Source organism: Mesorhizobium sp. M0701, from assembly GCF_040320365.1.
Taxonomy (GTDB): domain Bacteria; phylum Pseudomonadota; class Alphaproteobacteria; order Rhizobiales; family Rhizobiaceae; genus Mesorhizobium.
In genome coordinates, this window is the sequence record NZ_JAMYPO010000048.1 from 19,385 (window position 1) to 42,710 (window position 23,326).

The window sequence follows — 23,326 nt, forward strand, 5'->3', positions numbered from 1 at the left end:
AACGTGTAGCCATGAGCCTTATCCCTACGATCGGTCTGCCGAAAGGCCGCGCCGGCCAGTTCATCGTCGATGGCGTCGCCGACGGCTACGAAGCTTTTGCGCTGGTGCAGACTGCGCACGAGATCGCCCCTGACAAGCCGGTGCTGTTCGTGGCGCGCGACGGGCAGCGTCTGCCTGCGATCGTCGAGGCGCTTGCCTTTGCCGCGCCGGGCCTTCCGGTGCTGGAACTGCCGGCCTGGGACTGCCTGCCTTACGACCGCGTCTCGCCCGGCGCCGACGCCGCCGCAAGGCGGCTCGATGCGCTGGCAGCGATGATCGCGCTGGCGAAGAAGCCGCACCGCGCCGTCGTCCTCACCACGGCGAATGCGCTGTTGCAACGCATTCCGCCGGCTGAACTCGTCGAGGCGCAGACCTTCCACGCCAAACCCGGCAACCAGATAGACATGAACGTGCTGGTGTCGCGGCTGGAGAATTCCGGCTTCGAGCGAGTGCCGACGGTGCGCGGTATCGGCGAATTTGCGGTGCGCGGCGGCATTCTCGATCTCTTCGCGCCCGGCTGGACGGAGGCACTGCGCCTCGATTTCTTCGGCGATACGCTGGAATCGATCCGCGTCTTCGACACCGCAACCCAGCGCACCATCGGCCAACGCAAATCGATGGCGCTGCAGGCGATGAGCGAGGTGGCGCTGACGCCGGAAACCATCAGCCGCTTCCGCCGCGCCTACATCGAAGCCTTTGGTGCGCCCTCCCGCGACGATGGGCTCTATGCGGCGGTCAGCGAGGGCAGGCGGTTTGCCGGCATGGAGCACTGGCTGCCGTTCTTCTATGAGCGGCTGGAAACCGTCTTCGACTACCTGCCCGATGCGCCTGTGGTTTTCGACCATCTGGCGCATGAGGCACTGGCCGAGCGCCACACTCTAATCCTCGACCACTACGAAGCGCGCAAGAAGCAGGCCGACGGCGCCTTGAAGGACGCGGTGCCCTACAAGCCGGTGCCGCCGGATCTGCTCTATCTGTCGCCCGAGAACCTGATTGCCTCGCTTGGCCCGCGCGAGGCGATAGATTTCACGGCCTTCGACGCGCCCGATGCCGGCGCGAAAAAGGTGTTCCATGCCGGCTCGCGCCACGGCCGCAGCTTCGTCGAGGAACGCGCCGATCCTAACGCCAACGTTTTCGACGTCGTCGTAAAACACATTTCCGACGAGCGCGCTGGACGCCGCCGTGTCGTCGTCGCCGGCTGGACTGAAGGTTCGCTCGACCGGCTCGGCCAGATCCTGGTCGAGCATCACCTTGGCAATCTGAAGCCGGTGGCGACGCTTGCCGAAGCCGAAAGGCTTGAGCCAGGGCAGGCGGGACTGGCCGTGCTGCCGCTCGAATCCGGCTTCGAGACTGAGAAACTCGTCGTCGTCGCCGAGCAGGACATTCTCGGCGACCGGCTGATCCGGCGCTCGAAGCGCAAGAAGCGTGCGTCCGACTTCATCGCCGAGGCTTCGGCCTTGTCGTCAGGCGATATCGTCGTCCATGCCGACCATGGCATTGGCCGTTTCATCGGGTTGCGTACCATCGAGGCGGTTGGTGCGCCTCACGATTGCCTCGAGATCCACTATGCCGGCGACGATCGGCTATTCTTGCCGGTGGAAAACATCGAGTTGCTGTCGCGCTATGGCTCGGATTCGGCCGAGGCGACGCTCGACAAGCTTGGCGGTGGCGCCTGGCAATCGCGCAAGGCGCGGCTGAAGAAACGCCTGCTCGACATGGCCGGGCAGCTGATCCGCATTGCCGCCGAGCGGCAAATGCGGGCAGCACCGGCGCTGGTGCCGGCGGAAGGCCTCTATGGCGAGTTTGCAGCGCGTTTTCCCTATGAGGAGACCGATGACCAGCAGACCGCGATCGATTCAGTCGTGGATGATCTAGGCGCCGGAAAGCCGATGGACCGACTGATCTGCGGTGACGTCGGCTTCGGCAAGACCGAAGTTGCACTTCGCGCCGCCTTCATTGGGGCGATGGAAGGCTTTCAGGTGGCCATAGTGGTGCCGACGACATTGTTGTCGCGCCAGCATTTCAAGACTTTCTCGCAGCGCTTCTCCGGCCTGCCGATCCGCGTCGCCCAGGCCTCGCGGCTGGTCGGCGCCAAGGAATTGGCGGAGACCAAGAAGGGCATCGCCGAAGGCCAGATCGACATCGTCGTCGGCACGCATGCACTGCTCGGCTCCTCGATCTCGTTCAAGAATCTTGGTCTGCTGATCATCGACGAGGAGCAGCATTTCGGCGTCAAGCACAAGGAGCGGCTGAAGGATCTGAAGACCGACGTCCACGTTCTGACTTTGTCGGCGACGCCGATCCCACGCACGCTGCAGCTTGCCTTGACCGGCGTGCGCGAGTTGTCGCTGATCGCTACGCCGCCGGTCGACCGCCTGGCGGTGCGCACCTTCATCTCGCCCTTCGATCCGCTGGTCATCCGCGAGACGCTGCTCAGAGAACGCTACCGCGGCGGCCATTCCTTCTACGTCGTACCGCGCATCAGCGATCTCGCGGAAATCCATGATTTTCTGCGCGAATCTGTACCTGAGCTGAAAGTGGCGGTGGCCCATGGCCAGATGCCGCCCGGCGAGCTCGACGATATCATGAATGCCTTTTATGACGGCCAGTACGATGTGCTTTTGTCGACCACCATCGTCGAATCTGGCCTCGATATTCCGACTGCCAACACGCTGATTGTGCATCGCGCCGACATGTTCGGCCTGTCGCAGCTCTATCAGTTGCGTGGCCGCGTCGGCCGTTCGAAGGTGCGCGCCTATGCGCTGTTCACTCTGCCCGCCAACCGCAAGCTAACCGATACAGCCGAGCGTCGGCTGAAAGTGCTGCAGTCGCTCGATACGCTAGGCGCCGGTTTCCAGCTGGCCAGCCACGACCTCGATATCCGCGGCGCCGGCAATCTGCTTGGCGAAGAGCAGTCGGGCCACATCAAGGAGGTCGGCTTCGAGCTCTACCAGCAGATGCTGGAGGAGGCGGTGGCCGAAGTGAAGGATTCCGGCGAGGTGCAGGACGGCGGCTGGTCGCCGCAGATCGCCGTCGGCACGGCGGTGATGATCCCGGAAAGCTACGTCCCGGATCTGCAGCTCAGGCTGGCTCTCTATCGCCGTCTTGGCGATCTCGAAAATACGGAAGAGATCGATGCTTTCGGCGCCGAGCTGATCGACCGGTTCGGGCCGCTGCCGGAAGAGGTAAAGCATCTGTTGAAGATCGTCTTCATCAAGGCGCTTTGCCGCAAGGCCAACGTGGAGAAGCTCGACGCCGGGCCGAAAGGCGTCGTCATCCATTTCCGCAAGCGGGAATTCCCCAATCCGGTCGGGCTGGTCAAGCTCATCGGCGAACAGGGCTCGCTGGCCAAGATCCGACCCGACCAGAGCGTCGTCTTCAGCCGTGACTGGGCGACGCCCGAGAAGCGGCTGGCTGGCTCAGCGGTTGTCATGACGCAGCTGGCGCGGCTGGTGGAGAAGGCGGCGTAGCAGCGCGTCGCTGGTGCTCTGGGCACAGCCGCACCGGCACTTTCGCAGTGCCGTGCTCATTCGCCACGCGACCACTTCCGGTCTAGAATAGGAAATCGGCTTCGTGTATGGAGCCGCGACCCCATATGGGGCGGATTGGCGGGCGATGGCGTCCGTGTGAAAGAGCGTTAGGTGCTTCGATGACGAAATGGTCGCCGAATTCGTGGAGAGCTAAGCCGATCCAGCAGGTTCCTGCCTATCCGGATCTTGCCGCGCTGAGGAACACGGAAGCCCAGCTTGCCACGTTTCCGCCGTTGGTTTTTGCAGGTGAGGCGCGCAAGCTGAAGAAGCAGCTTGCGACCGTCGCTGCCGGTGACGCATTCCTTCTGCAGGGCGGCGATTGCGCCGAGAGCTTCGCCGAGCATGGCGCCGACAATATCCGCGACTTCTTCCGCGTCTTCCTGCAGATGTCGGTGGTACTGACCTTCGCCGGCGCGCAGCCGGTGGTGAAGGTCGGCCGTGTCGCCGGCCAGTTTGCCAAACCGCGCTCGTCCGACAATGAGACCAAGGGCGGTGTGACGCTGCCTAGCTATCGCGGCGACATCATTAACGGCATCGAGTTCGACGCCAAGTCGCGCATTCCCGATCCTGCAAGACAGGAGATGGCGTACCGCCAGTCGGCGGCGACGCTCAACCTTTTGCGTGCCTTCGCCCAGGGCGGCTACGCCAGCCTGGAGAACGTGCATCAATGGATGCTCGGCTTCGTCTCCGACAGCCCGCAAGGCGAAAAATATGAATCGCTCGCCAACCGCATCACCGAGACGATGGACTTCATGAAGGCCGTCGGCATCACCTCGGAGACCAATTACGCGCTGCGCGAGACCGATTTCTACACCAGCCACGAAGCGTTGCTGCTCGGCTATGAGGAGGCGCTGACCCGCGTCGATTCGACCTCCGGCGACTGGTACGCCACCTCCGGCCACATGATCTGGATCGGCGATCGCACGCGCCAGCCCGACCATGCCCATGTCGAATACTGCCGTGGCATCAAGAACCCGCTCGGCCTGAAATGTGGCCCGTCGCTGACGCCGGATGGCCTGTTGCAGCTTATCGACCTGCTCAATCCGGAGAACGAGCCCGGCCGGCTGACGCTGATCGCCCGCTTCGGTTCCGAAAAGGTCGCCGACCATCTGCCCAAACTGGTGCGCGCGGTGCAGAAGGAAGGCCGCAGCGTGGTGTGGTCGTCGGACCCGATGCATGGCAACACCATCGAGGCCGCCGGCTACAAGACACGGCCGTTCGACCGCATCCTGAAGGAGGTGCAGACCTTCTTCGAGGTGCATCGCGCCGAAGGCACGCATCCGGGCGGCATCCATGTCGAGATGACCGGCAAGAACGTCACGGAATGCACCGGTGGCGCCCGCGCCATCACCGCCGAAGAGCTGCAGGATCGCTACCACACCCATTGCGATCCGCGCCTCAACGCTGACCAGGCGATCGAGTTGGCGTTCCTGGTCTCCGATCTGCTCAAGAAGACCCATCCGGTGCAGCACAAGCAGGCCGTCAATGGCTGATACGATCTGAACTTTGATGTCATTGAAGAAGCGCCGGGCGAAAACCGGCGCTTTTTCTATTCAATCCCGCCGGTGTCGCATTTGCTCGTGCCTAACGCGCGCAAAACTGGAATCCTGCCAGGCGATGGCAATTGCATCGGGAGGCCGACATGACTGACAGTCACTGCGGATCATGCTTGTGCGGGGCAGTGCGGTTCCAGACACGAGGACCGCTACGCGGTGTCGTCTACTGCCATTGCTCGCAGTGCCGGAAGCAGAGCGGGCATTTTTATGCGGCGGCCAACGTTGCCGACCGCGACATCACAATCACCGGCGCGGAGAGCATCACCTGGTACGAGGCCTCTTCGTTCGCCAGGCGCGGCTTCTGCAAGACATGCGGCTCTCTGCTGTTCTGGAAGCCGAGCGATGACGGCTATGTTTCGGTCATGGCAGGGCTGTTCGACGCGCCAACCGGGCTTCAAGGAGAATGCCATATCTTCGTCGGCGACAAGGGCGATTATTACGCCATCGATGATGGGCTGCCGCAGTTCGAGAAGTCGACGCCGTCGATCAAGGTGGCAGGCGACTGATTTTGAAGAGGTCGCCTTATTCCCTTGGTCCAGCCATTGCGCTAATCCCCTGCCGGTGATTCCGAAGGGTTTTGGTATGCAGCGGCTGATCGACGCTTTTTACAATTCGGTGCGGGCGTTTCGCAAACTGGCGGCCAGCGAGGAGGCTTTCCAGTTGGAGCTGACACTGCTCGTGCTTGCCTTGCCGCTCGGCTGGTTCCTTTCGGAATCGTGGCGCGGCTATGCGTTGCTGATCGGCGCGGTGCTGCTCATGATCATGATCGAGGTGTTGAATACCGGCATCGAGGCGGCATGCGACGCGTTCAGCCGCGAATTCAACATCGATATCCAACTGGCCAAGGATTGCGGTTCGCTGGCGGTGCTGATTTCGGTGGTGATCGCTGCCGGCGTCTGGGGCGTCGCCGTCATCGAGCGGATCCTCGGGGTACCGATCTGAGTTTCAGACACTACATGCCGTCACTGCATCTCTCGTTTTGACCATGATCTTTTCCGAAGACCGGTACCACTTTCGGGATCATGGTCTGAGGAAACCGATATGGCCGATACCGCCGGATTTCTGCTGCTCGAACGTGAGGGCCTGCCGGACGATCTGCGCTGGCTGGTTGAAAAATTTCCGCGCGAGGTCTGGCAGGCGCATGCCAACATCCACGGCATAGCCAATATGTGGCTGCAGCGGCACGACATGTTCCGCGAGCTTGGCGGCATGCTCGCCAGTGGTATCGGCGATTATCGAGAAGGTAGGCTGAACGCGCAGGAATTCGCGCGCTGGTTCGCGCCGCGCCTCAACCATTTCCTCGGCAATCTCGACGGCCACCACAATGTCGAGGACCATCATTATTTCCCGGTCTTCGCCAGGGCCGAGACCCGTCTGAAGCGCGGCTTCGAAATCCTGGATGCCGATCACCACACAATCCATGAGGGACTGGAGCGCAATGCCCAGGCGGCAAATGCCTTCATCCGCACGCTTCAGGAGAGCGAAGACAAACAGCGTTTCGCCGCCGATGCCTATGCTGACGAGAACAGCCGGCTGATCGCCATGTTGACCCGGCATCTTGCCGACGAGGAAGACCTGATCATTCCGCTGATCCTCGAGAAGGGTGATCGTGCGCTCGGCATTGATTGACGATCAGCTTCCCTTGTGGAGTTCCTTCTTGGCGACGATATGGGCCGCGAGCCAGCCGAGGATGGCCACAATGAGGCCGATTGCCAGAGCGATCAGCAACCGCTTGTGGCGGGCCAGCGCCTGGCCGACGATGTGCTCCGCGCCCAGCCCGAAGACATAACCGACAGTGCAGAACAGTGCCGCCCAGACTACCGACGAGATGGCGTTGAGGATGATGAAGCGCGCCGCGGCGATGCCCGACAGCCCGGCCGCGATTCCGCCGACCAGTCGCAGGCCATAGATGTAACGGTTCGACAGCACGAAAATGTTGGGATGAGAGGTGACAAGGCGGTAGGCGTGGCTGAAGCCCGGCCGGGCTCGGAGCCTGATCACGAATTTATGGTCGGCGAAGCTCCGTCCCAAGATGAAGAACAACGTGTCGCCACCGAAGGCGCCGAGCGCGGCTGCGAGAAACGCCTGCCACGGGACGAAGACATGCTGATGCGCAAAAAAACCGCCAAGAATTGCGGCGCTTTCGCCCTCGGCGACGCAGCCCAGAAAAACCGCGACCAATCCATATTGCTCAATGAGACGATGGATGACTTCCGTCATGAAGACGTTCGCTGCTTCGACAGAATGTCGTCGATGCGCTTCACCTGCTCGGCCAGCCGGGCGATCTCGTCTCGCATGCCGATGATCTGGCTGTGGCGCAGTTCGTCGAGCTTTTCGTGTAACGCCATGATCTCGATCTCGGCCTTGAGATTGACCTCATAGTCGTGGGCGGCGTCGATTCGATCGCGCTCCGTCTGGCGGTTCTGCGCCATCATGATCACTGGCGCCTGCAGGGCGGCAACCATGGAAAGCACGAGATTGAGGAAGATGAAGGGATAGGGATCGAAGGCGGCGCGCGACAAGAGCCAGACATTGCCTGCCGTCCACAGGATCAGGAAGCCAATGAATGCCAGGATGAAGGACCACGAGCCGCCGATCCGGGCGATGGTGTCGGCCAGGCGATCTCCAAACGTCTGGTGAAAGGCGACGGCCTTGTTGGTGTCCTTGGAGATCGTGGTGCGCTCGAGCGTAGATTGCAGTACCCGGCTTTCGAGCGCGCTGAGGCCGTCCGGCTTTCGCTTCAGCCAGCGGCTTGCCAGCTCCTCGATCGTTTTGTTCATCGTCGCCTCCGTCGTCAGCGATGAGGTAGAAGCTGCCGGTTCATACGGGAAGTGGTAGATTGACGCGATGGGGTCAGGAAACAATGGTGGATTTCCAGAAAATTCGCGCCCGTGCAGCGAAGCGCAAAGGCGGTGAGGCAGCGCTGACGTCGCTGCTGGGTCCTATGCCCGATAATGCCGCGGTGGCAAAGATTGCGGACGACCGGATCCTGTCGACCATGGCCGAGCGGGTTTTTGCCGCCGGCTTTGTCTGGCGCGTCATCGAGCAGAAATGGCCGGGTTTCGAGGAAGCATTTCTTGGCTTCGAGCCGAAGCGGCTGCTGTTCCAGCCTGACGATTTCTGGCACGATCTCACAGCCGACAAGCGCATCGTCCGCAATCCGCAGAAGATCAAATCCGTACGCGACAACGCAGCCTTCGTCGAGCGCGTGTCGAAGGAGCATGGCAGCTTCGGCAAGTTCCTGGCCAATTGGCCGGCGGATGACCAGGTCGGATTGATGGCCTATCTCGGCAAGCATGGCAGCCGGCTCGGCGGCAATACCGGCCAGTATTTTCTGCGCTGGCTGGAGTGGGACGCCTTCATCGTCTCGGCCGACATGGCGGCAGCGCTGCGCGACGCCGGGCTCGACCTCGCGCAGAGCCCGACATCGAAGAAGGACCTGGGCAAGATCCAAGTGCAGATAAACGCCTGGGCGGCGGAAACCGGGCTGCCGCGCCGGCACATTTCGCGCATTCTGGCAATGTCGATCGGCGAGAACCATCCGCCGGAAGCCTTGCGCGAATATATGGGCGAATAGGATCGACTGTTTGGTCCAAACGAACGCCATTGCTCGACGAATTTTGCCGCGCTAAACCCACGGGCATGACAGACAAGACCGCTCCAGACATATTGCGCATCGCCGTCGCCCAGCTCAATCCGACGGTCGGCGACGTCGCCGGCAATCTTGCCAAGGCACGCGAGGCGAGGGCGGATGCCGCCCGCCAAGGCGCCGACCTCGTGCTGTTTACCGAGCTTTTCCTTGCCGGCTATCCGCCTGAGGATCTGGTGCTGAAGCCCGCCTTCCTGAAGGCCTGCGAGCGGGCGGCGGAGGATTTCGCCGGCGATACCGCCGACGGCGGCCCGGGTTTCGTCATCGGCACGCCGTTGAAGCGCAAGACCGGCACGCACAATTCGATCATCTTTGCCGATGGCGGCAAGATCCTTGCCGAACGCTACAAGCTCGATCTGCCGAATTACGGTGAGTTCGACGAGAAGCGCGTCTTCCAGGCCGGTCCCGAGATCCAGGGGCCGGTCAATTTCCGCGGCGTGCGCGTGGGAGTGCCGATCTGCGAAGATATCTGGGGCGAGGTTGCCGTCTGCGAGACGCTGGCCGAAAGCGGCGCGGAAATCCTGCTGGTCCCGAACGGCTCGCCCTATTACCGCGGCAAGGTCGACGTCCGCCACCAGATCGTCATCCGCCAGGTCATCGAATGCGGACTGCCGATTATCTATGCCAACCAGCTTGGCGGCCAGGACGAGCTGGTTTTCGATGGCGCATCGTTTGCCATAGGTTCTGACAAGACGCTGGCCTTCCAGATGAGCCAGTTCGAGGAGACGGTCAACGTCACCACCTGGAAGCGAAAGAATGACATCTGGGTCTGCTCTGATGGACCGATGTCGAAAATCCCGGAGAAGGAGGAGGCCGACTACCGCGCCTGCATGTTGGGCCTGCGCGATTACGTCAACAAGAACGGCTTCAAGAATGTCGTGCTCGGCCTTTCCGGCGGCATCGATTCGGCGATCTGCGCGGCACTTGCCGTCGATGCGCTGGGCGAGGAACGGCTGCGCGCCGTGATGATGCCTTACCGCTACACTTCGAAGGACTCGCTGAAGGATGCTGAGGACTGCGCCCGCGCACTCGGCTGCCGCTACGATATCGTGCCGATCTTCGAGCCGGTCGAGGGCTTCCTGCACACGTTGACACAGCTTTTCGAGGGCACCAAGGAAGGCATCACCGAGGAAAACCTGCAGAGCCGGGCCCGTGGCACCATCCTGATGGCGATTTCCAACAAGTTCGGCTCGATGGTGGTCACTACCGGCAACAAAAGCGAGATGTCGGTCGGCTACGCGACGCTCTATGGCGACATGAATGGCGGCTTCAATCCGATCAAGGACCTCTACAAGATGCAGGTCTATGCGCTGTCGCGCTGGCGCAACGCGCATGTGCCGCCGGGTGCGCTCGGTCCGTCCGGCGAGGTGATCCCGACCAACATCATCGACAAGGCGCCCTCGGCGGAACTGCGAGAGAACCAGACGGACCAGGATTCGCTGCCGCCCTATCCGGTGCTCGACGACATATTGGAGTGCCTGATCGAAAACGAGATGGGTGTCGACGACATCGTCGCGCGCGGCCATGACCGGGCGACGGTGACGCGCGTCGAGCACCTGCTTTACGTCGCAGAATACAAGCGCCGGCAGGCGGCGCCCGGCGTGAAGATCACCAGGAAGAACTTTGGCCGCGACCGCCGCTATCCCATTACCAACCGGTTCAGGGATGGCGGATAGGCGATTGGCCTGTTTAACGGTTTAGCCATGGCCACCCTTGAAATCAGCTTCGACCCGTCGCGGATCGACTTCCGGGCGACGTCCGACCTTTTGAAGGAGAGCTATTGGGGCAGTGGCCGCAGCGACGAACTGCACCGCCGCGCCTTCGCCAACTCACTGTGCATCGGTGTCTATGTCGGCGGCAATCAGGTCGGCTTCGGCCGGGCGATCACCGACCGTACGGTATTTGCCTATCTCGCCGACATAATTGTCTGGCCCGGGTATCGCGGACAAGGCATCGGAACCCGGCTTGTCCAGGCGCTTATCGACCACCCGGACGTCAAGACGGTCACGCATTGGAGCCTGTCGACCAACGACGCCCATGCGGTTTACGAAAAGCTCGGCTTCAGGCCTTCCACCGACGGGCCGCTATATGCGCTTCGACCGATGAGGGCGCACAACCCGCGATTGTTGCAAAATCGTCTCACTGCTTGGACCAGATGCGCTTTGGGCTATCTAGTGACTTGGCGCGGCGTTGAGGCGTCTCTATAAACGCCTTTCCGCGATCCCCTTGGGGAGGACCGAATGCCAGGATTTGACATCGCTATGCGAGGCCGCGAAGCCTAGGTCTCAATCGGCAAGCCAGAAGGTCCTTACCTTTGCGGCGAAGCCGAGCTGAGAACAGGCATTCGTCGATGCCGGTCGCCGCCCGTATTCGGGCGAGCCGCCAAATGTGCCGAACGTCCGCATTCCTTGGGTGCTAATTCGCCCGACGCGGTTTTTTTCAATTTCGACCTTTCCGGGATCGGGCTCGTTTGCGCCCGAATGAGATCATGACTCGTTTTCGAATAGATTTGCGCGCGGGCGCCTTTCGCAGCGTTCTTGGCTTCACGCTCAGCCATTGGCGGCGTCAGCCGCGGCGGCTTTTGCTGATCATGGGAGCGTTCCTGCTGTCGACCCTGGCCGACGTGCTGACGCCGCTCTATTCCGGCCGGCTGGTCGACGCCGTCGCCAGCAGTGCTGCGGCCGACGATGTTGCGTGGAACGCGGCGACAGCGGACTTTTCGATGCTGGTGGCCCTGGCGCTCACCGGTGTCGTGCTGCGCAATCTCGCCTTCATGGCCATTGTCGAGCTGACGTTGAAGATGATGGCGGATATCGCCGCCGACGCCTTCCACCGCGTCCAGCGCTTCTCCACCGACTGGCACGCCAACAGCTTCGCCGGATCGACGGTGCGCAAGATAACGCGCGGCATGTGGGCGCTCGACCTGCTCAACGACACGATCCTGATCGCGCTGCTGCCATCGGTCGTCATGCTCGTCGGCTCGACGCTGCTGCTTGGCTGGTTCTGGCCGCTGATGGGTGCTGTCGTCGCCACCGGTTCGGTTCTGTTCATCGCGGTGACGACGATGCTGTCGCTTGGCTATGTCGCGCCCGCGGCAAGGCTTGCCAATGCGTGGGATACGCGGCTCGGCGGCTCGCTGGCCGACGCGGTGAGCTGCAACGCCGTGGTCAAGGGTTTTGGCGCCGAGGAACGCGAGGAGACACGGCTTGCCGAGGTCGTCGCTAAATGGCGCGGCCGCACGCGCCGCACCTGGATGCGCGGCACTGTCAACGGCACCACGCAAGGGACGATGCTGCTGCTTTTGAGGGCAGCGGTCATCGGATTCTCCCTGCTGTTGTGGTCGTGGGGGCAGGCGAGCGCCGGCGACGTCGCCTTCGTGCTGACCTCATTCTTCGTGCTGCAAGGCTATTTGCGCGACATCGGCACGCATATCCGCAATCTGCAGCGCTCGATCAACGACATGGAGGAACTGGTCGACTTCCAGTCCGAACCACTCGGCATTGAGGATCGGCCCGGCGCCAAACCGATCCGGATCACCGATGGCCGTACCACCTTCGACAATGTCACGTTCCATTATGGCAGCCACCGCCTGCCGCTCTATCGCGACTTTTCGGTGGACATCGCGCCGGGCGAGCGGGTCGGGCTGGTTGGCCATTCGGGGTCCGGCAAGACGACATTCGTCAAGCTGATCCAGCGCCTCTATGACGTGACTGCGGGCAATATCCTGATCGACGGCCAGGATATTGCCAATGTGGCGCAGGCGTCGCTGCGCGCACAGATCGCGATTGTCCAGCAGGAGCCGATCCTGTTTCACCGGTCGCTGGCCGAAAACATCGCCTATGCCCGGCCGGACGCCACGCAGGCCGAGATCGAGCACGCGGCGCGGTTGGCCAGCGCGCATGACTTCATCGCCAATTTGCCGAAAGGGTATGGCACGCTGGTCGGCGAGCGTGGCGTAAAGCTATCGGGTGGTGAGCGTCAGCGCGTTGCAATCGCACGCGCCTTTCTTGCCGATGCGCGCATTCTCATCCTGGATGAGGCAACGTCGAGCCTCGATTCGGAATCGGAGGTGCTGATCCAGCAGGCAATGGAGCGCTTGATGGTCGGCCGCACGACGCTGGTCATTGCCCACCGGCTGTCGACGGTGCGCGCGCTGGACAGGCTTTTGGTGTTCGATCGCGGCCGCATCGTCGAAGAGGGCTCGCATGACCAGCTGATCCGGCTGCAAGGCGGCATCTACCGCCGGCTGTTCGAACGCCAGGCGCTTGAGCTGACCAAAGGCCTGGTGATCTGACGGGTTGCGGTGCCGCGCGTCTTAACGGACGCGTGGCGCTGCCGTCTTTTCTTCGCCTTCGTCATGTTCTATGTCTGCCGCAGAGCGCGGGGGCGCGTCTTGTCAACAGCAAAACCATCCGGTACGCCCCGCTCATGACAGTTACCGTCCGTTTCGCCCCGTCACCGACCGGCCGCATCCATATCGGTAATGCGCGCACCGCTTTGTTCAATTGGCTGTTCGCCATCAAGAACAAGGGCCGCTTCATCCAGCGCTTCGACGACACCGACGTTGCCCGTTCGACGCAGGAGTTTTCCGACGCCATCCTTTATGACCTGCATTGGCTGGGCATCTTCCCCGACGCCACGGAGTATCAGTCGCGGCGGGTCGAAATCTATGATGCCGCACTGGAAAGACTGAAGGAGGCGCGCCTCGTCTATGCCTGCTATGAGACACCTGAAGAGCTCGACCTGAGGCGCAAGGTGCGCCGCACGCGTGGACTGCCGCCAGTCTATGGCCGCGAGGCGCTGACGCTGGCACCCGAGCAGGTCGCGGAATATGAGGCCGATGGCCGGCGGCCGCACTGGCGCTTTCTGTTGCCCAACTTCACCGGCGATCCGCTGCAGCCGGAGCGCACTGAAATCCACTGGAACGATCTGGTGCGCGGCGAAGAGACCGTCGACCTCGCCTCGCTTTCAGACCCGGTTCTGCGGCGTGAGGACGGCACCTACCTCTATACATTGCCTTCGGTTGTCGACGACATCGACATGGGCGTCAGCCATGTCATTCGCGGCGACGACCACGTCACCAATACCGGCGTCCAGATAGCCCTGTTCCGAGCACTTGGCGCGGAGCCGCCGGTGTTCGGCCACCACAATCTCCTGACAACGGCATCAGGCGAGGGACTTTCGAAGCGCACCGGCGCGCTGTCCATCCAGAGCCTGCGTGAGAGCGGCATCGAGCCGATGGCGATCGCTTCGCTGGCGGTGCTCGTCGGCACCTCGGAAAACGTCGTGGCGGTGCCAACGATGGCCGAGCTAGCCGAGCGCTTCGATCCGGCTGCAACATCGAAATCCGCCGCCAAATTCGACCCGGACGAGCTCTTCGCGCTCAACCGCACGCTGCTGCATCACATGCCGTTTTCCGAGGCGCGCGACCGGCTGATCGTGCTCGGCATCTCCGGCGAACAGGCCGAGCCTTTCTGGCTGGCGGTGCGCGGCAATCTAGACAGGCTGGCTGATGCGGCGATCTGGTGGCGTACGCTTCGAGACGGTCCAGAGGAGCCGGCGGAGTTTTCCGACGATGACCGCGACTTTCTTCGCCAGGCGTTCGAACTGCTGCCGGAGGAGCCTTGGAACGGCGCCGTCTGGAAAGACTGGACCGGCAAGATCCGAGAAGCGAGCGGTCGTAAGGGCAAGGCGCTGTTCATGCCGCTCAGGCTGGCGCTTACGGGACAGCCTTCGGGTCCGGAGCTTGCAGATCTGTTGCCGCTGCTGGGTCGGGAAGGAACGTTGGCCCGACGACCCTGACCTTGCGCTGTTCCGGCGGCGGCAGCGATGTCGGCGAAGGCACGGGCTTGACGGCAAGACGTCTGATCGCCTCACGGTCGAGGCCGCCTTGCGCATTGGCCAAGGACTCCGGATCGGCGCCCGGATCAGGCCTGGCAACCGGCAGCGGAATGAACGGGGTGGTCGCCACGTTCGCCTCAGATTGTTCCCGGGTTGGCGGGTTGCCGGCGATGATCTCGAAATTCTGCGCGGCATTGCAGCCGCAGGCCGGCGGCCGCGGCATGTCGGACTGCTTGTAGAGGTAGGCCGTCGGCAGTTCGATATAAGGCCTGCCGGTCGCCGAAGACGTCATGGACGCCGAATCGCCATTCATGCCGCGCGTGTAGAAAACCTGCATTTCGGTGCCGGGGCAGCTCGATTCGCAATTCTTCTGGTCGCGCTCGAAATCGCCCAGTGAGGCGGCATTCGACATCGGGAAGAAATAACCGTCGCAGGTGCGCACGCACATGGTGCGGAATTCGCCTTGGGGCTGGCCCATGTCGGCGTTGTTGAGCATGGTGCGGATGTTGCCCGGCTGGCTTAGCTCTTCGGCCTGGCTGGGCCCTTTAGGCTGGTCGGGCGCGCCCGGTTCAGTTGCGTCACTGCCCAAAAGCTGGTCGAGCAGGTTTCGGTGGCCGTTTTCACGGCTGGCTTCGCGGACCGGCGCGGGCGTCCGCGCCGCCGCATCATCGCGGCAGCCATTGGCGTCAAGCAACGTCAATATGCGCGCGCGATCGCGTCGCGAACCACCGCCGGCAAGGTCGGCGCGCTTGGCCTGCAGGGCGTCGAGATTGGCAGCCATGCGATCGATGGTGGCGTCGAGTGCCGCGCATACGTTGGCGTTGCGGCGAGACAGCGAAAAGCCGCAGCCGGCGCTGCTGGCCTGGCTGACGGCCTTTGAAATCTGCTGGCGCTGCCAGACGATCGCGTCGTCATATTTCCTGAGCAAAGCCGGCTTGCCGCCGCCACCGCGAGAAGCGGCGGCAAGATCGGCTTCAAGCTGGCGGCAGAGGCGCGAAGCGGCCTGCGCCTGAGTGACGGCAATGCCGCACAGTAGCAGAGCGCCGAGCAGCGCGGCGGCCCGCGTCAGCCTCCAACATGCGCCCGTCATCCCTTCGAAACTCCGCCTGTCTGTCGTTCAGAAAGCTACCGCGCTTGCGGTTAACCGTTTGTTTAGCATACCGCCGATTCCGGCTTCATCCCAAATCGAATGGCTTGCGCCTGTGCGCGGCTTCGACCACGACCAGCGCTGTCATATCGACCACGCCGCACGACATACTCGGACAGAGCCACGGCCGAGACATCCTGGCGATGCACGAAAAAGGCGTATTCGCCCAGAAGAATGCCCGGATCCAGAATGCCCGGAGGCTTGGCATGACCGCGATTACCCGTCGAGCCGCAGTACAATTTGGTCTTTTGTGCCTGGCGATGCCGGTTGCCAGGGCGCAGCAAAAGCCCATCACGTCGGATTGGGGCACCAAATTGGTCGAAGCCGCCCGTGAGCAGATCGGCGTCACCACGCTCTACGATCCGACCTATACACGCCTGGCCTATCCGGGCGGGGACGTTGAGCCCGAGCGGGGTGTGTGTACGGATGTCGTGATCCGTGCCTATCGCCGCGCCTTCGATCTCGACCTGCAAGAATTGGTGCATGAGGATATGCGGGCCAATTTTGCCGCCTATCCGAAGGCTTGGGGCCTGAAAGCGCCGGACCGCAACATCGACCATCGCCGTGTGCCCAACCTTGCGGTCTATTTCGAGCGGCGCGGTGCTGCCTTGCCCGTCAGCCAAGACCCGGCCGACTATCGGCCAGGGGATCTCATCGCCCAGATGCTGCCCGGCAATCTGTCGCATATTGCCATCGTGTCGTCCAATCGCTCCACTTTGGTACCGACAAGAAGACTGGTCATTCACAATATCGGCGGCGGCGCCAGGGAAGAGGACACTTTGTTTGCCTTCAGGCAGACAGGGCATTTCCGGTTCAGGCCAATCTGAGAAAGCCCGCGGCTACCCCAGATCGACGATGGCTTGCGCCTTGTGCGCGGCTTCGACCACTGCCAGTGCCGTCATGTTGACGACGCCGCGCGACGTGACCGACGGCGTCAATATGTGCGCCGGGCTGTCGGTGCCGAGCAGGATCGGGCCGACATGCAGCGCCTCCATCATTGTGCGCAGCGCCGTCAGTGTGATGTTCGCCGAATCGAGATTGGGGAACACCAGCAGATTGGCTTCGCCTTTCAGCCGCGAATGCGGATAGACGCGTTGGCGCAGCTGCTCCGACAATGCCGAGTCGGCATGCATCTCGCCGTCGCATTGCAGGTCTGGCGCGATGCGCGCCAGGATCGCCGCCGCCTGCCGCATCTTCATGGCGCTTGGCGAATCGCGGGAGCCGAAATCAGAATGCGACAGCAGCGCTGCCTTGGGCTCAATGCCGAAACGCTGAATTTCCTCGGCCGCCAAAACGGTCATTTCCGCAATTTCTTCGGCGGTCGGATCGACGGAGACATGGGTGTCGGTGAGGAAAATGATGCCGCGCTGCGAGATCAGCATGGAAAGCGTCGACAGGTCGCGATCCCTAATGCCGGCGCGTGGCCCGATGATCAGCGTGACGTTGCGCAAATGGCGCTCGAAACGGCCTTCGAGGCCGCAGACCATGGCGTCGGCGTCGCCGCGCTTCAGGGCAAGGGCGGCGATCACCGTATTGTCGGTGCGCACCATGGTGCGCGCGGCTTCCGTCGTCACCCCACGGCGGCCGGCAAGCTCGATCAAAAGGTCGACATAGTGGCGGTAACGCGGATCGTCTTCCGGGTTGATCAAGCCGAAATCGACGCCCGGCTTGATGCGCAGCCCATAGCGTTTCAACCGCACCTCGATGACGTGCGGGCGGCCGATCAGGATCGGTTCGGCAATGCCTTCCTCGAGCACGACCTGCGCGGCGCGAAGCACGCGCTCGTCCTCGCCGTCGGCATAGATGACGCGCTTGGCGCTCGACGTCTTGGCCATCGAGAATACCGGCTTCATGACCAGGCCGGAGCGGAAGACGAAGCGGTTCAGCTTGTCGATATAGGCGGCGAAATCGGTGATCGGCCGGGTCGCGACGCCGGTCTCGCAGGCTGCCTTGGCAACGGCAGGGGCAATGCGCAGGATCAGCCGCGGATCGAAAGGCGAGGGGATCAGGAACTCCGGGCCGAAGATCGGCGTCTCGCCGGAATAGGCGCGGGCGGCAACGTCGGACGGCTCTTCGCGGGCAAGCGCTGCAATCGCCCGCACCGCGGCCATTTTCATCTCTTCGTTGATGGCGCTTGCGCCGCAATCCAGCGCGCCACGGAAGATATAAGGAAAACAGAGTACGTTATTGACTTGATTGGGGAAATCGGAGCGGCCCGTGCAGATCATCGCGTCGGGCCGCGCTGCCCGCGCCGCTTCCGGCATGATCTCGGGATTGGGGTTGGCCAGCGCCAGGATGAGCGGCTTGGGCGCCATGTGGTGGAGCAATTCCGGCTTCAGCACGCCGGCGGCAGACAGGCCGAGAAACACGTCGGCGCCGGGCAGAACGTCGGCCAGCGTGCGCGCCTCGGTGTCCTTCACATAGGGGTCTTTCCAGCGGTCCATCTCCTCGACACGGCCCTTATGGGCGACGCCGAACCGGTCGGTGACCCAGATGTTTTCGACCCGCGCGCCGAGCGAGACCAGAAGGTTGAGGCACGCAAGCGCCGCAGCGCCGGCGCCTGACGTAACGATCTTGATGTCCGCGATGGATTTGCCGGCGAATTCCAGCCCGTTGAGCACGGCGGCGGCGACGATGATGGCGGTGCCGTGCTGGTCGTCATGGAAGACCGGTATGCCCATGCGGGCTTTCAGCTGCTCCTCGACCTCGAAGCATTCGGGCGCCTTGATGTCCTCAAGGTTGATGCCGCCGAAGGTTGGTTCCAGCGCCGAGATCGTCTCGACCATGCGCTCGATGCCCGGTGCATCGATCTCGATGTCGAAGACATCGATGCCGGCGAATTTCTTGAACAGCACCGCTTTGCCCTCCATCACCGGCTTGGAGGCGAGCGGACCGATGTTGCCGAGGCCCAGCACCGCCGAACCGTTGGTGACAACGCCGACCAGATTGGCGCGGGCCGTATAGTCGGCGGCGGTTGCCGGGTCGTCGCGGATTTCAAGGCAGGGGGCAGCTACACCCGGCGAATAGGCAAGCGCCAGGTCGCGCTGGTTGCCCAGCGGTTTCGTCGCCTGGATTTCAAGTTTTCCGGGACGGGGGTGCTTGTGGAAGTAGAGCGCTGCTTCGTCGAGGTCGGATCGGGCCGCCTTCTTGCTTTCGCCTGTCATGACGGCCGCCTCCTCAGTTCAGTCCGTTTGGTGTTTTGAGTCTCTTAGCATGCAGCCGTGGCATTTCGAGAGGTGATATGTCGCAAGCGCGAGCTTGCGGCTTGCACCCCCGCCCTCCTGTGCGGTCTGCCATTGAGATGTTGGGGCGATAGGCGGGGTGCTGCGGCGAGGTACGCCGCCCAGTTCGAATGTCTGGTGGCGCTCGTCGCTCAGAGGCCTCGCGGCGAAACAAGTCGACATTGCAGTTCTCCAAAATCCGTGAGATTCTTCGAAAAGTCGCACGAAATAGCGTGCGAACAACAAAGCGCCCCGACGTTTTCGGCGGACATCCAAACGCATCACAGATCGTGCCCCTGATTGTCGGTCGGACTGCTTAACCTGCCAAGGGAGGACGACAATGACTGTACGGCCAGACCCGACTTTCCACGCGACTGCCAAGCTCGCAATGCAGGCGCCAGTCGAAAATTTTGCCTACACTTTGATGTTGAGTCCCGACTTCTCTCAGCCAGATGGACTAGCCATAGTTGACGTAAACCCGAAGTCGAAGGACTACGGCAAGGTCGTCCATAGCGTGATAATGCCGAACAAGGGCGACGAGTTTCACCATTTCGGCTGGAACGCGTGCTCGTCGGCCCTTTCGCCGCTGAATGGTCACCCGTTTCTCGAGCGCCGCTTTCTGATCATTCCCGGTATTCGATCTTCGCGCATTTACGTCATAGACACCAAGGGCGGACCGACCAAGGCCAAGATCCACAAGGTCATCGAGCCAGAAGAGGTGTTTGCCAAGACGGGCTATTCCAGGCCTCATACGATTCACTGCGGTCCGGAAGGTATTTATGTCTCGACGCTTGGGGGCGGTGGCCCTGACGGCACCGACGGACCTCCCGGCATCTTTGTCATGGATTGCCAGACGTTCGACGTCATCGGGCGCTACGAGATCGATCGCGGGCCGCAGGACAAGCAATATGATTTCTGGTGGAACCTGCCACGCGACTACATGGTGTCGAGCGAGTGGGCCCTTCCGCCCCAGTTCGAGCAGGGCATCGTGCCTGAAGACCTCCTGTCGAACAAATATGGACACCGGGTGCATTTCTGGAATTTGCGCGAACGTAGGAACGTGCAGACCATCGATCTGGGCGCCAACCACCAGATGGCGCTGGAAGTCCGCCCCGCCCATGACCCGGTCAAGGAATACGGTTTCCTTGGAGTGGTCGTCGACACGACAAACCTCGAGGGATCGATCTGGACCTGGTGGCGCGAGGGCGGCAAATTCCATTGCGAAAAGACGGCGACCATCCCGCCCGAGGCAGCCGCCAAGGATGACCTGCCGCCGTTGCTTCAGGGCTTCGAGGCGGTGCCGCCGCTAGTAACCGACATCGACCTGTCGCTCGATGACCGATTCCTCTACGTATCCTGCTGGGGCACCGGCGAGATGCGCCAATACGATGTGACCGATCCGATGAAGCCTAAGCTTGCAGGGTCCATCCATATTGGCGGCATCACGCGCAAGACCAAGCATCCCGGCGGCGGCGACTACAGGGGCGGACCGCAGATGGTCGAGATCAGCCGCGACGGCAAACGCGTTTACTGGACCAACTCCCTGTATTCGACTTGGGACGACCAGTTCTATCGCGATGGTATTCCGGCAGCCATGGTCAAGGCCAATGTCGGCGAGAACGGTGGGATCACCCTGGACAAGGACTTTTATGTCGAGTTCCCCGAGGGGTATCGCTCCCACCAGATTCGTCTGGAAGGCGGCGATTGCTCGACGGATTCGTTCTGCTATCCGTCGGTGTAACCGACTGCCCGGGTCAATAAAGCGATGAGCGAGTGGACGACGGCCGGTCTCTGGCTGGCCGTCGTCGCCAGCGGTATTTATCACGGTATCAATCCTGGCATGGGCTGGCCGTTGGCCGTTTCGACCGGACTTTTGGATAGACGTGCCGGCGAATTGTTCCGGGCGCTCGGCCTTTTGGCAATGGGCCACTTTGTGGCGATGATCGGTATCCTGCTGCCCTTCGGCGCGATGCTGACGCTCATCGTCTGGGAACGACAGATTCGCATCGCGGCGGGATTGATTGTGATCGCAGCCGGGATCTATCTCCTGATCAACCGGCGCCACCCGCGTGTTCTTGCCCGTATCCCGCCGGCACAACTGGCCTTGTGGTCCTTCGCGGCCGCCACCGCGCATGGCGCCGGGCTGATGCTGGTGCCGATTTATCTCGGCCTGTGCCAGGCAGGCGATCTCGATGTTGGACACCAGGCGGCTATCACGCTCATGGCAGGTAATCTGATCACCGCCACCGCCGTCTCCGTAGTCCATACGGCCGCGATGATTGTAAGCGGCGGTGTTATCGCCATTGCCGTCTATCGATGGCTCGGACCCAAGTTCATCTCACAAAGCTGGTTCAATCTCGACACTGTGTGGGCCGTGAGCCTGATCCTGGTGGGGGGAATTGGGATCGCGAGTATCGGATTCGCTCGGTAGGTTGCATGCATTGGCAAAGGAATTCTCCCTTCTCCGGATGTCAGGAAAGATCAGATCGCATCATGCGGCGCTCGCAACCCAACAACCGCAAAGGGTCGTTCTTCCGCCGTCCAGCGGGTATCAAGCCTTGGATTCTGCCACTAAAACGCGCTGACATAGAGGCCGCCGTCCACCGGTATGTTCTGCCCGGTCAGGTAGCCGGCATGGACCGAGCACAGGAAGGCGCAGATCTGGCCGAATTCCTCCGGCATGCCGAGTCGCTTGGCCGGAACGTTGGCCGCCGCCTTGGCTTTGCGTGCGGCGGCGGCGGCCGGATCTTCGGGCGTGCCGGCCTCGTGCGGGCCGCGCAGCCGGTCGGTGTCGAGTTTTCCCGGCAGCATGTTGTTGATCGTCACATTGCGGTCGATCACCGTGCGCGCGACGCCGGCGAGGAACGAAGTGAGGCCGGCGCGGGCGCCGGACGACAGGTCGAGGCCGGGGATAGGCACATAGACCGACAGCGAGGTGATGTTGACGATGCGGCCGAAGCCGCGCGCCGCCATGCCGTCGATCACGGCCTGAACCAGTTCGACAGGGGTCACCATGTTCTGGGTGACGCCCTCGAGGATCTTTTCGCGGTCGAGCGCGCGGAAATCGCGAAACGGCGGACCGCCATTGTTGTTGACGAGGATGTCGGGATCGGGGCAGGCGGCAAGCAGCGCCTTCTGGACATCGGGCTTGGATACGTCGCCGACGATCTCGGTCACCTTGACGCCGAATTTCTCGCGCAGTTCAGCGGCGGTTTTGGCCAGCACGTCGGCGTTGCGGCCATTGACGACCAGATCGCAGCCTGCCTCTGCCAGTGCCATGGCGCAGCCGCGTCCCAAGCCTTTGCTCGAAGCGCAGACGATGGCCTTCTTGCCGCGAATGCCGAGATCCATGGTGATTTTCTCCTCTGATTGCCGCGGCAACCTATCTGGATGGCTGGACCAATCGCAACCGTCATACGGTTGTTGCATGAATCGGAGCATAGGCTCAGGCGAAAGCAACGGTGACAAATGATGTCCGGCGCAGAGCCTCGCACTTTCCGCAGCATGTTCATCTCCGACGTCCATCTCGGATCGAAGGCGGCGAAGGCCGAATTCCTGATCGATTTCCTGCGCCATCACGATGCCGATATCATCTATCTCGTCGGCGACATCGTCGACGGCTGGCGCCTGAGACGAAGCTGGCATTGGCCGCAAAGCCATAACGACGTGATCCAGAAATTGCTGCGCAAGGCGCGCAAGGGCGCCAGCATCACCTACATCGCCGGCAACCATGACGAGTTCGCGCGACAGTTCCAGGGCGTTCATTTCGGCGGCATTGTCGTCGCCGACCGCGCCATCCACGAGACCGCCGACGGCAAACGCCTTCTTGTCATCCATGGCGACCAGTTCGACACCGTCGTCCATAATGCGCGCTGGCTGGCCTATCTCGGCGACTATGCCTACGACGCGGCGATGCTGCTCAACCGCGTCATCACACGTCTGCGCCAGGTGCTCGGCCTGCCTTACTGGTCGTTCTCGTCCTGGGCCAAGGTCAAGGTCAAGAAGGCGGTGAATTTCATCGGCTCGTTCCAGACCGTGCTGACCGAGGAGGCGCGCCGCTCGCATGTCGACGGCGTGATCTGCGGGCACATCCACCATGCCGCGATCGAAAGCTATGAGGACGTGCAATACATCAACACGGGCGACTGGGTGGAGAGCTGCACGGCGGTGGTCGAGCATTTTGACGGCAGGATGGAGATCCTGCACTGGGCGCATGTCCTGCCGGAGACTCCGGTCGGCAGCGAGGTGCTCGTGCCGATCGACATCAAGGGCAGGGCAGTCCAGGCGGCTTGACCAAATCCGGCCGCATCTCGCTTCAATCGGTTAGTCCAGCGGTTTCATCG

General features: G+C 62.3%; 19 protein-coding genes. 14 read left to right on the plus strand and 5 right to left on the minus strand.

The window, feature by feature from the left end:
• Positions 1 to 11 precede the first annotated feature (11 nt).
• The 5 genes from mfd (at position 12) to NKI24_RS30245 (ending at position 6,754) form a co-directional block, all read left to right on the plus strand.
• The gene (gene mfd, locus NKI24_RS30225) at positions 12 to 3,509 is read left to right on the plus strand and encodes a transcription-repair coupling factor (protein ID WP_352750184.1); all 3,498 of its coding nucleotides are present in this window, start codon (positions 12 to 14) and stop codon (positions 3,507 to 3,509) included.
• A 179-nt stretch (positions 3,510 to 3,688) separates the two neighbouring features.
• Positions 3,689 to 5,062, plus strand: coding sequence for a class II 3-deoxy-7-phosphoheptulonate synthase (locus NKI24_RS30230; protein ID WP_352750185.1), 1,374 nt, complete (start codon positions 3,689 to 3,691; stop codon positions 5,060 to 5,062).
• Between the two features lie 149 nt (positions 5,063 to 5,211).
• Positions 5,212 to 5,631: a GFA family protein gene (locus tag NKI24_RS30235; protein WP_352448711.1), complete on the plus strand. Its 420-nt coding sequence runs from the start codon at positions 5,212 to 5,214 to the stop codon at positions 5,629 to 5,631.
• A 76-nt stretch (positions 5,632 to 5,707) separates the two neighbouring features.
• The gene (locus tag NKI24_RS30240; RefSeq protein WP_352705814.1) at positions 5,708 to 6,067 is read left to right on the plus strand and encodes a diacylglycerol kinase; all 360 of its coding nucleotides are present in this window, start codon (positions 5,708 to 5,710) and stop codon (positions 6,065 to 6,067) included.
• A 99-nt stretch (positions 6,068 to 6,166) separates the two neighbouring features.
• Positions 6,167 to 6,754 (plus strand): hemerythrin domain-containing protein, encoded by a 588-nt coding sequence (locus NKI24_RS30245; RefSeq protein WP_352750186.1) that lies wholly within the window; start codon positions 6,167 to 6,169, stop codon positions 6,752 to 6,754.
• A gap of 3 nt (positions 6,755 to 6,757) precedes the next feature.
• On the opposite strand, the gene NKI24_RS30250 is transcribed toward NKI24_RS30245, so the two are convergent.
• Together NKI24_RS30250 and NKI24_RS30255 are read right to left on the minus strand one after the other, a co-directional pair.
• Positions 6,758 to 7,345 carry a DedA family protein gene (locus NKI24_RS30250; RefSeq protein ID WP_352750187.1) on the minus strand — a complete coding sequence of 196 codons (588 nt, stop codon included), beginning with the start codon at positions 7,343 to 7,345 and terminating at the stop codon, positions 6,758 to 6,760.
• Entirely contained in the window at positions 7,342 to 7,905 is a 564-nt protein-coding gene (locus NKI24_RS30255; protein ID WP_352750188.1) for a DUF1003 domain-containing protein, read from the minus strand. Before NKI24_RS30255 ends, NKI24_RS30250 begins: the two co-directional genes overlap by 4 nt.
• An 83-nt stretch (positions 7,906 to 7,988) precedes the next feature.
• Between NKI24_RS30255 and NKI24_RS30260 the strand changes: the two genes are divergently transcribed.
• From NKI24_RS30260 to gltX, 5 genes are all read left to right on the plus strand, one after another.
• Entirely contained in the window at positions 7,989 to 8,702 is a 714-nt protein-coding gene (locus tag NKI24_RS30260) for a DNA-3-methyladenine glycosylase I (protein WP_352540625.1), read from the plus strand.
• Positions 8,703 to 8,767: 65 nt separating this feature from the next.
• Positions 8,768 to 10,450 (plus strand): NAD+ synthase, encoded by a 1,683-nt coding sequence (locus NKI24_RS30265; RefSeq protein WP_352750189.1) that lies wholly within the window; start codon positions 8,768 to 8,770, stop codon positions 10,448 to 10,450.
• Positions 10,451 to 10,477: 27 nt separating this feature from the next.
• Positions 10,478 to 10,981, plus strand: a complete 504-nt coding sequence (locus NKI24_RS30270; RefSeq protein ID WP_352750190.1) for a GNAT family N-acetyltransferase — start codon at positions 10,478 to 10,480, stop codon at positions 10,979 to 10,981.
• 281 nt (positions 10,982 to 11,262) lie between these two features.
• Positions 11,263 to 13,068, plus strand: a complete 1,806-nt coding sequence (locus NKI24_RS30275; RefSeq protein WP_352750191.1) for an ABC transporter ATP-binding protein — start codon at positions 11,263 to 11,265, stop codon at positions 13,066 to 13,068.
• A 134-nt stretch (positions 13,069 to 13,202) separates the two neighbouring features.
• Positions 13,203 to 14,576, plus strand: coding sequence for a glutamate--tRNA ligase (gltX, locus tag NKI24_RS30280; RefSeq protein WP_352750192.1), 1,374 nt, complete (start codon positions 13,203 to 13,205; stop codon positions 14,574 to 14,576).
• Here gltX and NKI24_RS30285 read toward each other — a convergent pair.
• Complete coding sequence (locus tag NKI24_RS30285) at positions 14,494 to 15,705, minus strand: DUF2865 domain-containing protein (RefSeq protein WP_352750193.1); 1,212 nt, start codon at positions 15,703 to 15,705, stop codon at positions 14,494 to 14,496. The genes gltX and NKI24_RS30285 overlap by 83 nt on opposite strands.
• 263 nt (positions 15,706 to 15,968) lie before the next feature.
• Here NKI24_RS30285 and NKI24_RS30290 point away from each other — a divergent pair, with 263 nt between their 5' ends.
• Positions 15,969 to 16,589 (plus strand): DUF1287 domain-containing protein, encoded by a 621-nt coding sequence (locus NKI24_RS30290; protein WP_352750194.1) that lies wholly within the window; start codon positions 15,969 to 15,971, stop codon positions 16,587 to 16,589.
• A 12-nt stretch (positions 16,590 to 16,601) separates the two neighbouring features.
• Here the strand turns inward: NKI24_RS30290 and NKI24_RS30295 are convergent, their stop codons facing one another.
• The gene (locus NKI24_RS30295; protein WP_352750195.1) at positions 16,602 to 18,926 is read right to left on the minus strand and encodes an NADP-dependent malic enzyme; all 2,325 of its coding nucleotides are present in this window, start codon (positions 18,924 to 18,926) and stop codon (positions 16,602 to 16,604) included.
• A 397-nt stretch (positions 18,927 to 19,323) separates the two neighbouring features.
• Here NKI24_RS30295 and NKI24_RS30300 point away from each other — a divergent pair, with 397 nt between their 5' ends.
• Together NKI24_RS30300 and NKI24_RS30305 are read left to right on the plus strand one after the other, a co-directional pair.
• Positions 19,324 to 20,724 carry a selenium-binding protein SBP56-related protein gene (locus NKI24_RS30300; RefSeq protein WP_352750196.1) on the plus strand — a complete coding sequence of 467 codons (1,401 nt, stop codon included), beginning with the start codon at positions 19,324 to 19,326 and terminating at the stop codon, positions 20,722 to 20,724.
• A 24-nt stretch (positions 20,725 to 20,748) separates the two neighbouring features.
• The gene (locus tag NKI24_RS30305; protein ID WP_352448725.1) at positions 20,749 to 21,414 is read left to right on the plus strand and encodes a hypothetical protein; all 666 of its coding nucleotides are present in this window, start codon (positions 20,749 to 20,751) and stop codon (positions 21,412 to 21,414) included.
• Positions 21,415 to 21,554: 140 nt separating this feature from the next.
• Here the strand turns inward: NKI24_RS30305 and NKI24_RS30310 are convergent, their stop codons facing one another.
• Positions 21,555 to 22,334, minus strand: a complete 780-nt coding sequence (locus NKI24_RS30310) for an SDR family oxidoreductase (protein ID WP_352750197.1) — start codon at positions 22,332 to 22,334, stop codon at positions 21,555 to 21,557.
• A gap of 120 nt (positions 22,335 to 22,454) precedes the next feature.
• On the opposite strand from NKI24_RS30310, the gene NKI24_RS30315 reads away from it, so the two are divergent.
• Positions 22,455 to 23,276 (plus strand): UDP-2,3-diacylglucosamine diphosphatase, encoded by an 822-nt coding sequence (locus tag NKI24_RS30315; protein ID WP_352502515.1) that lies wholly within the window; start codon positions 22,455 to 22,457, stop codon positions 23,274 to 23,276.
• Positions 23,277 to 23,326 lie beyond the last annotated feature (50 nt).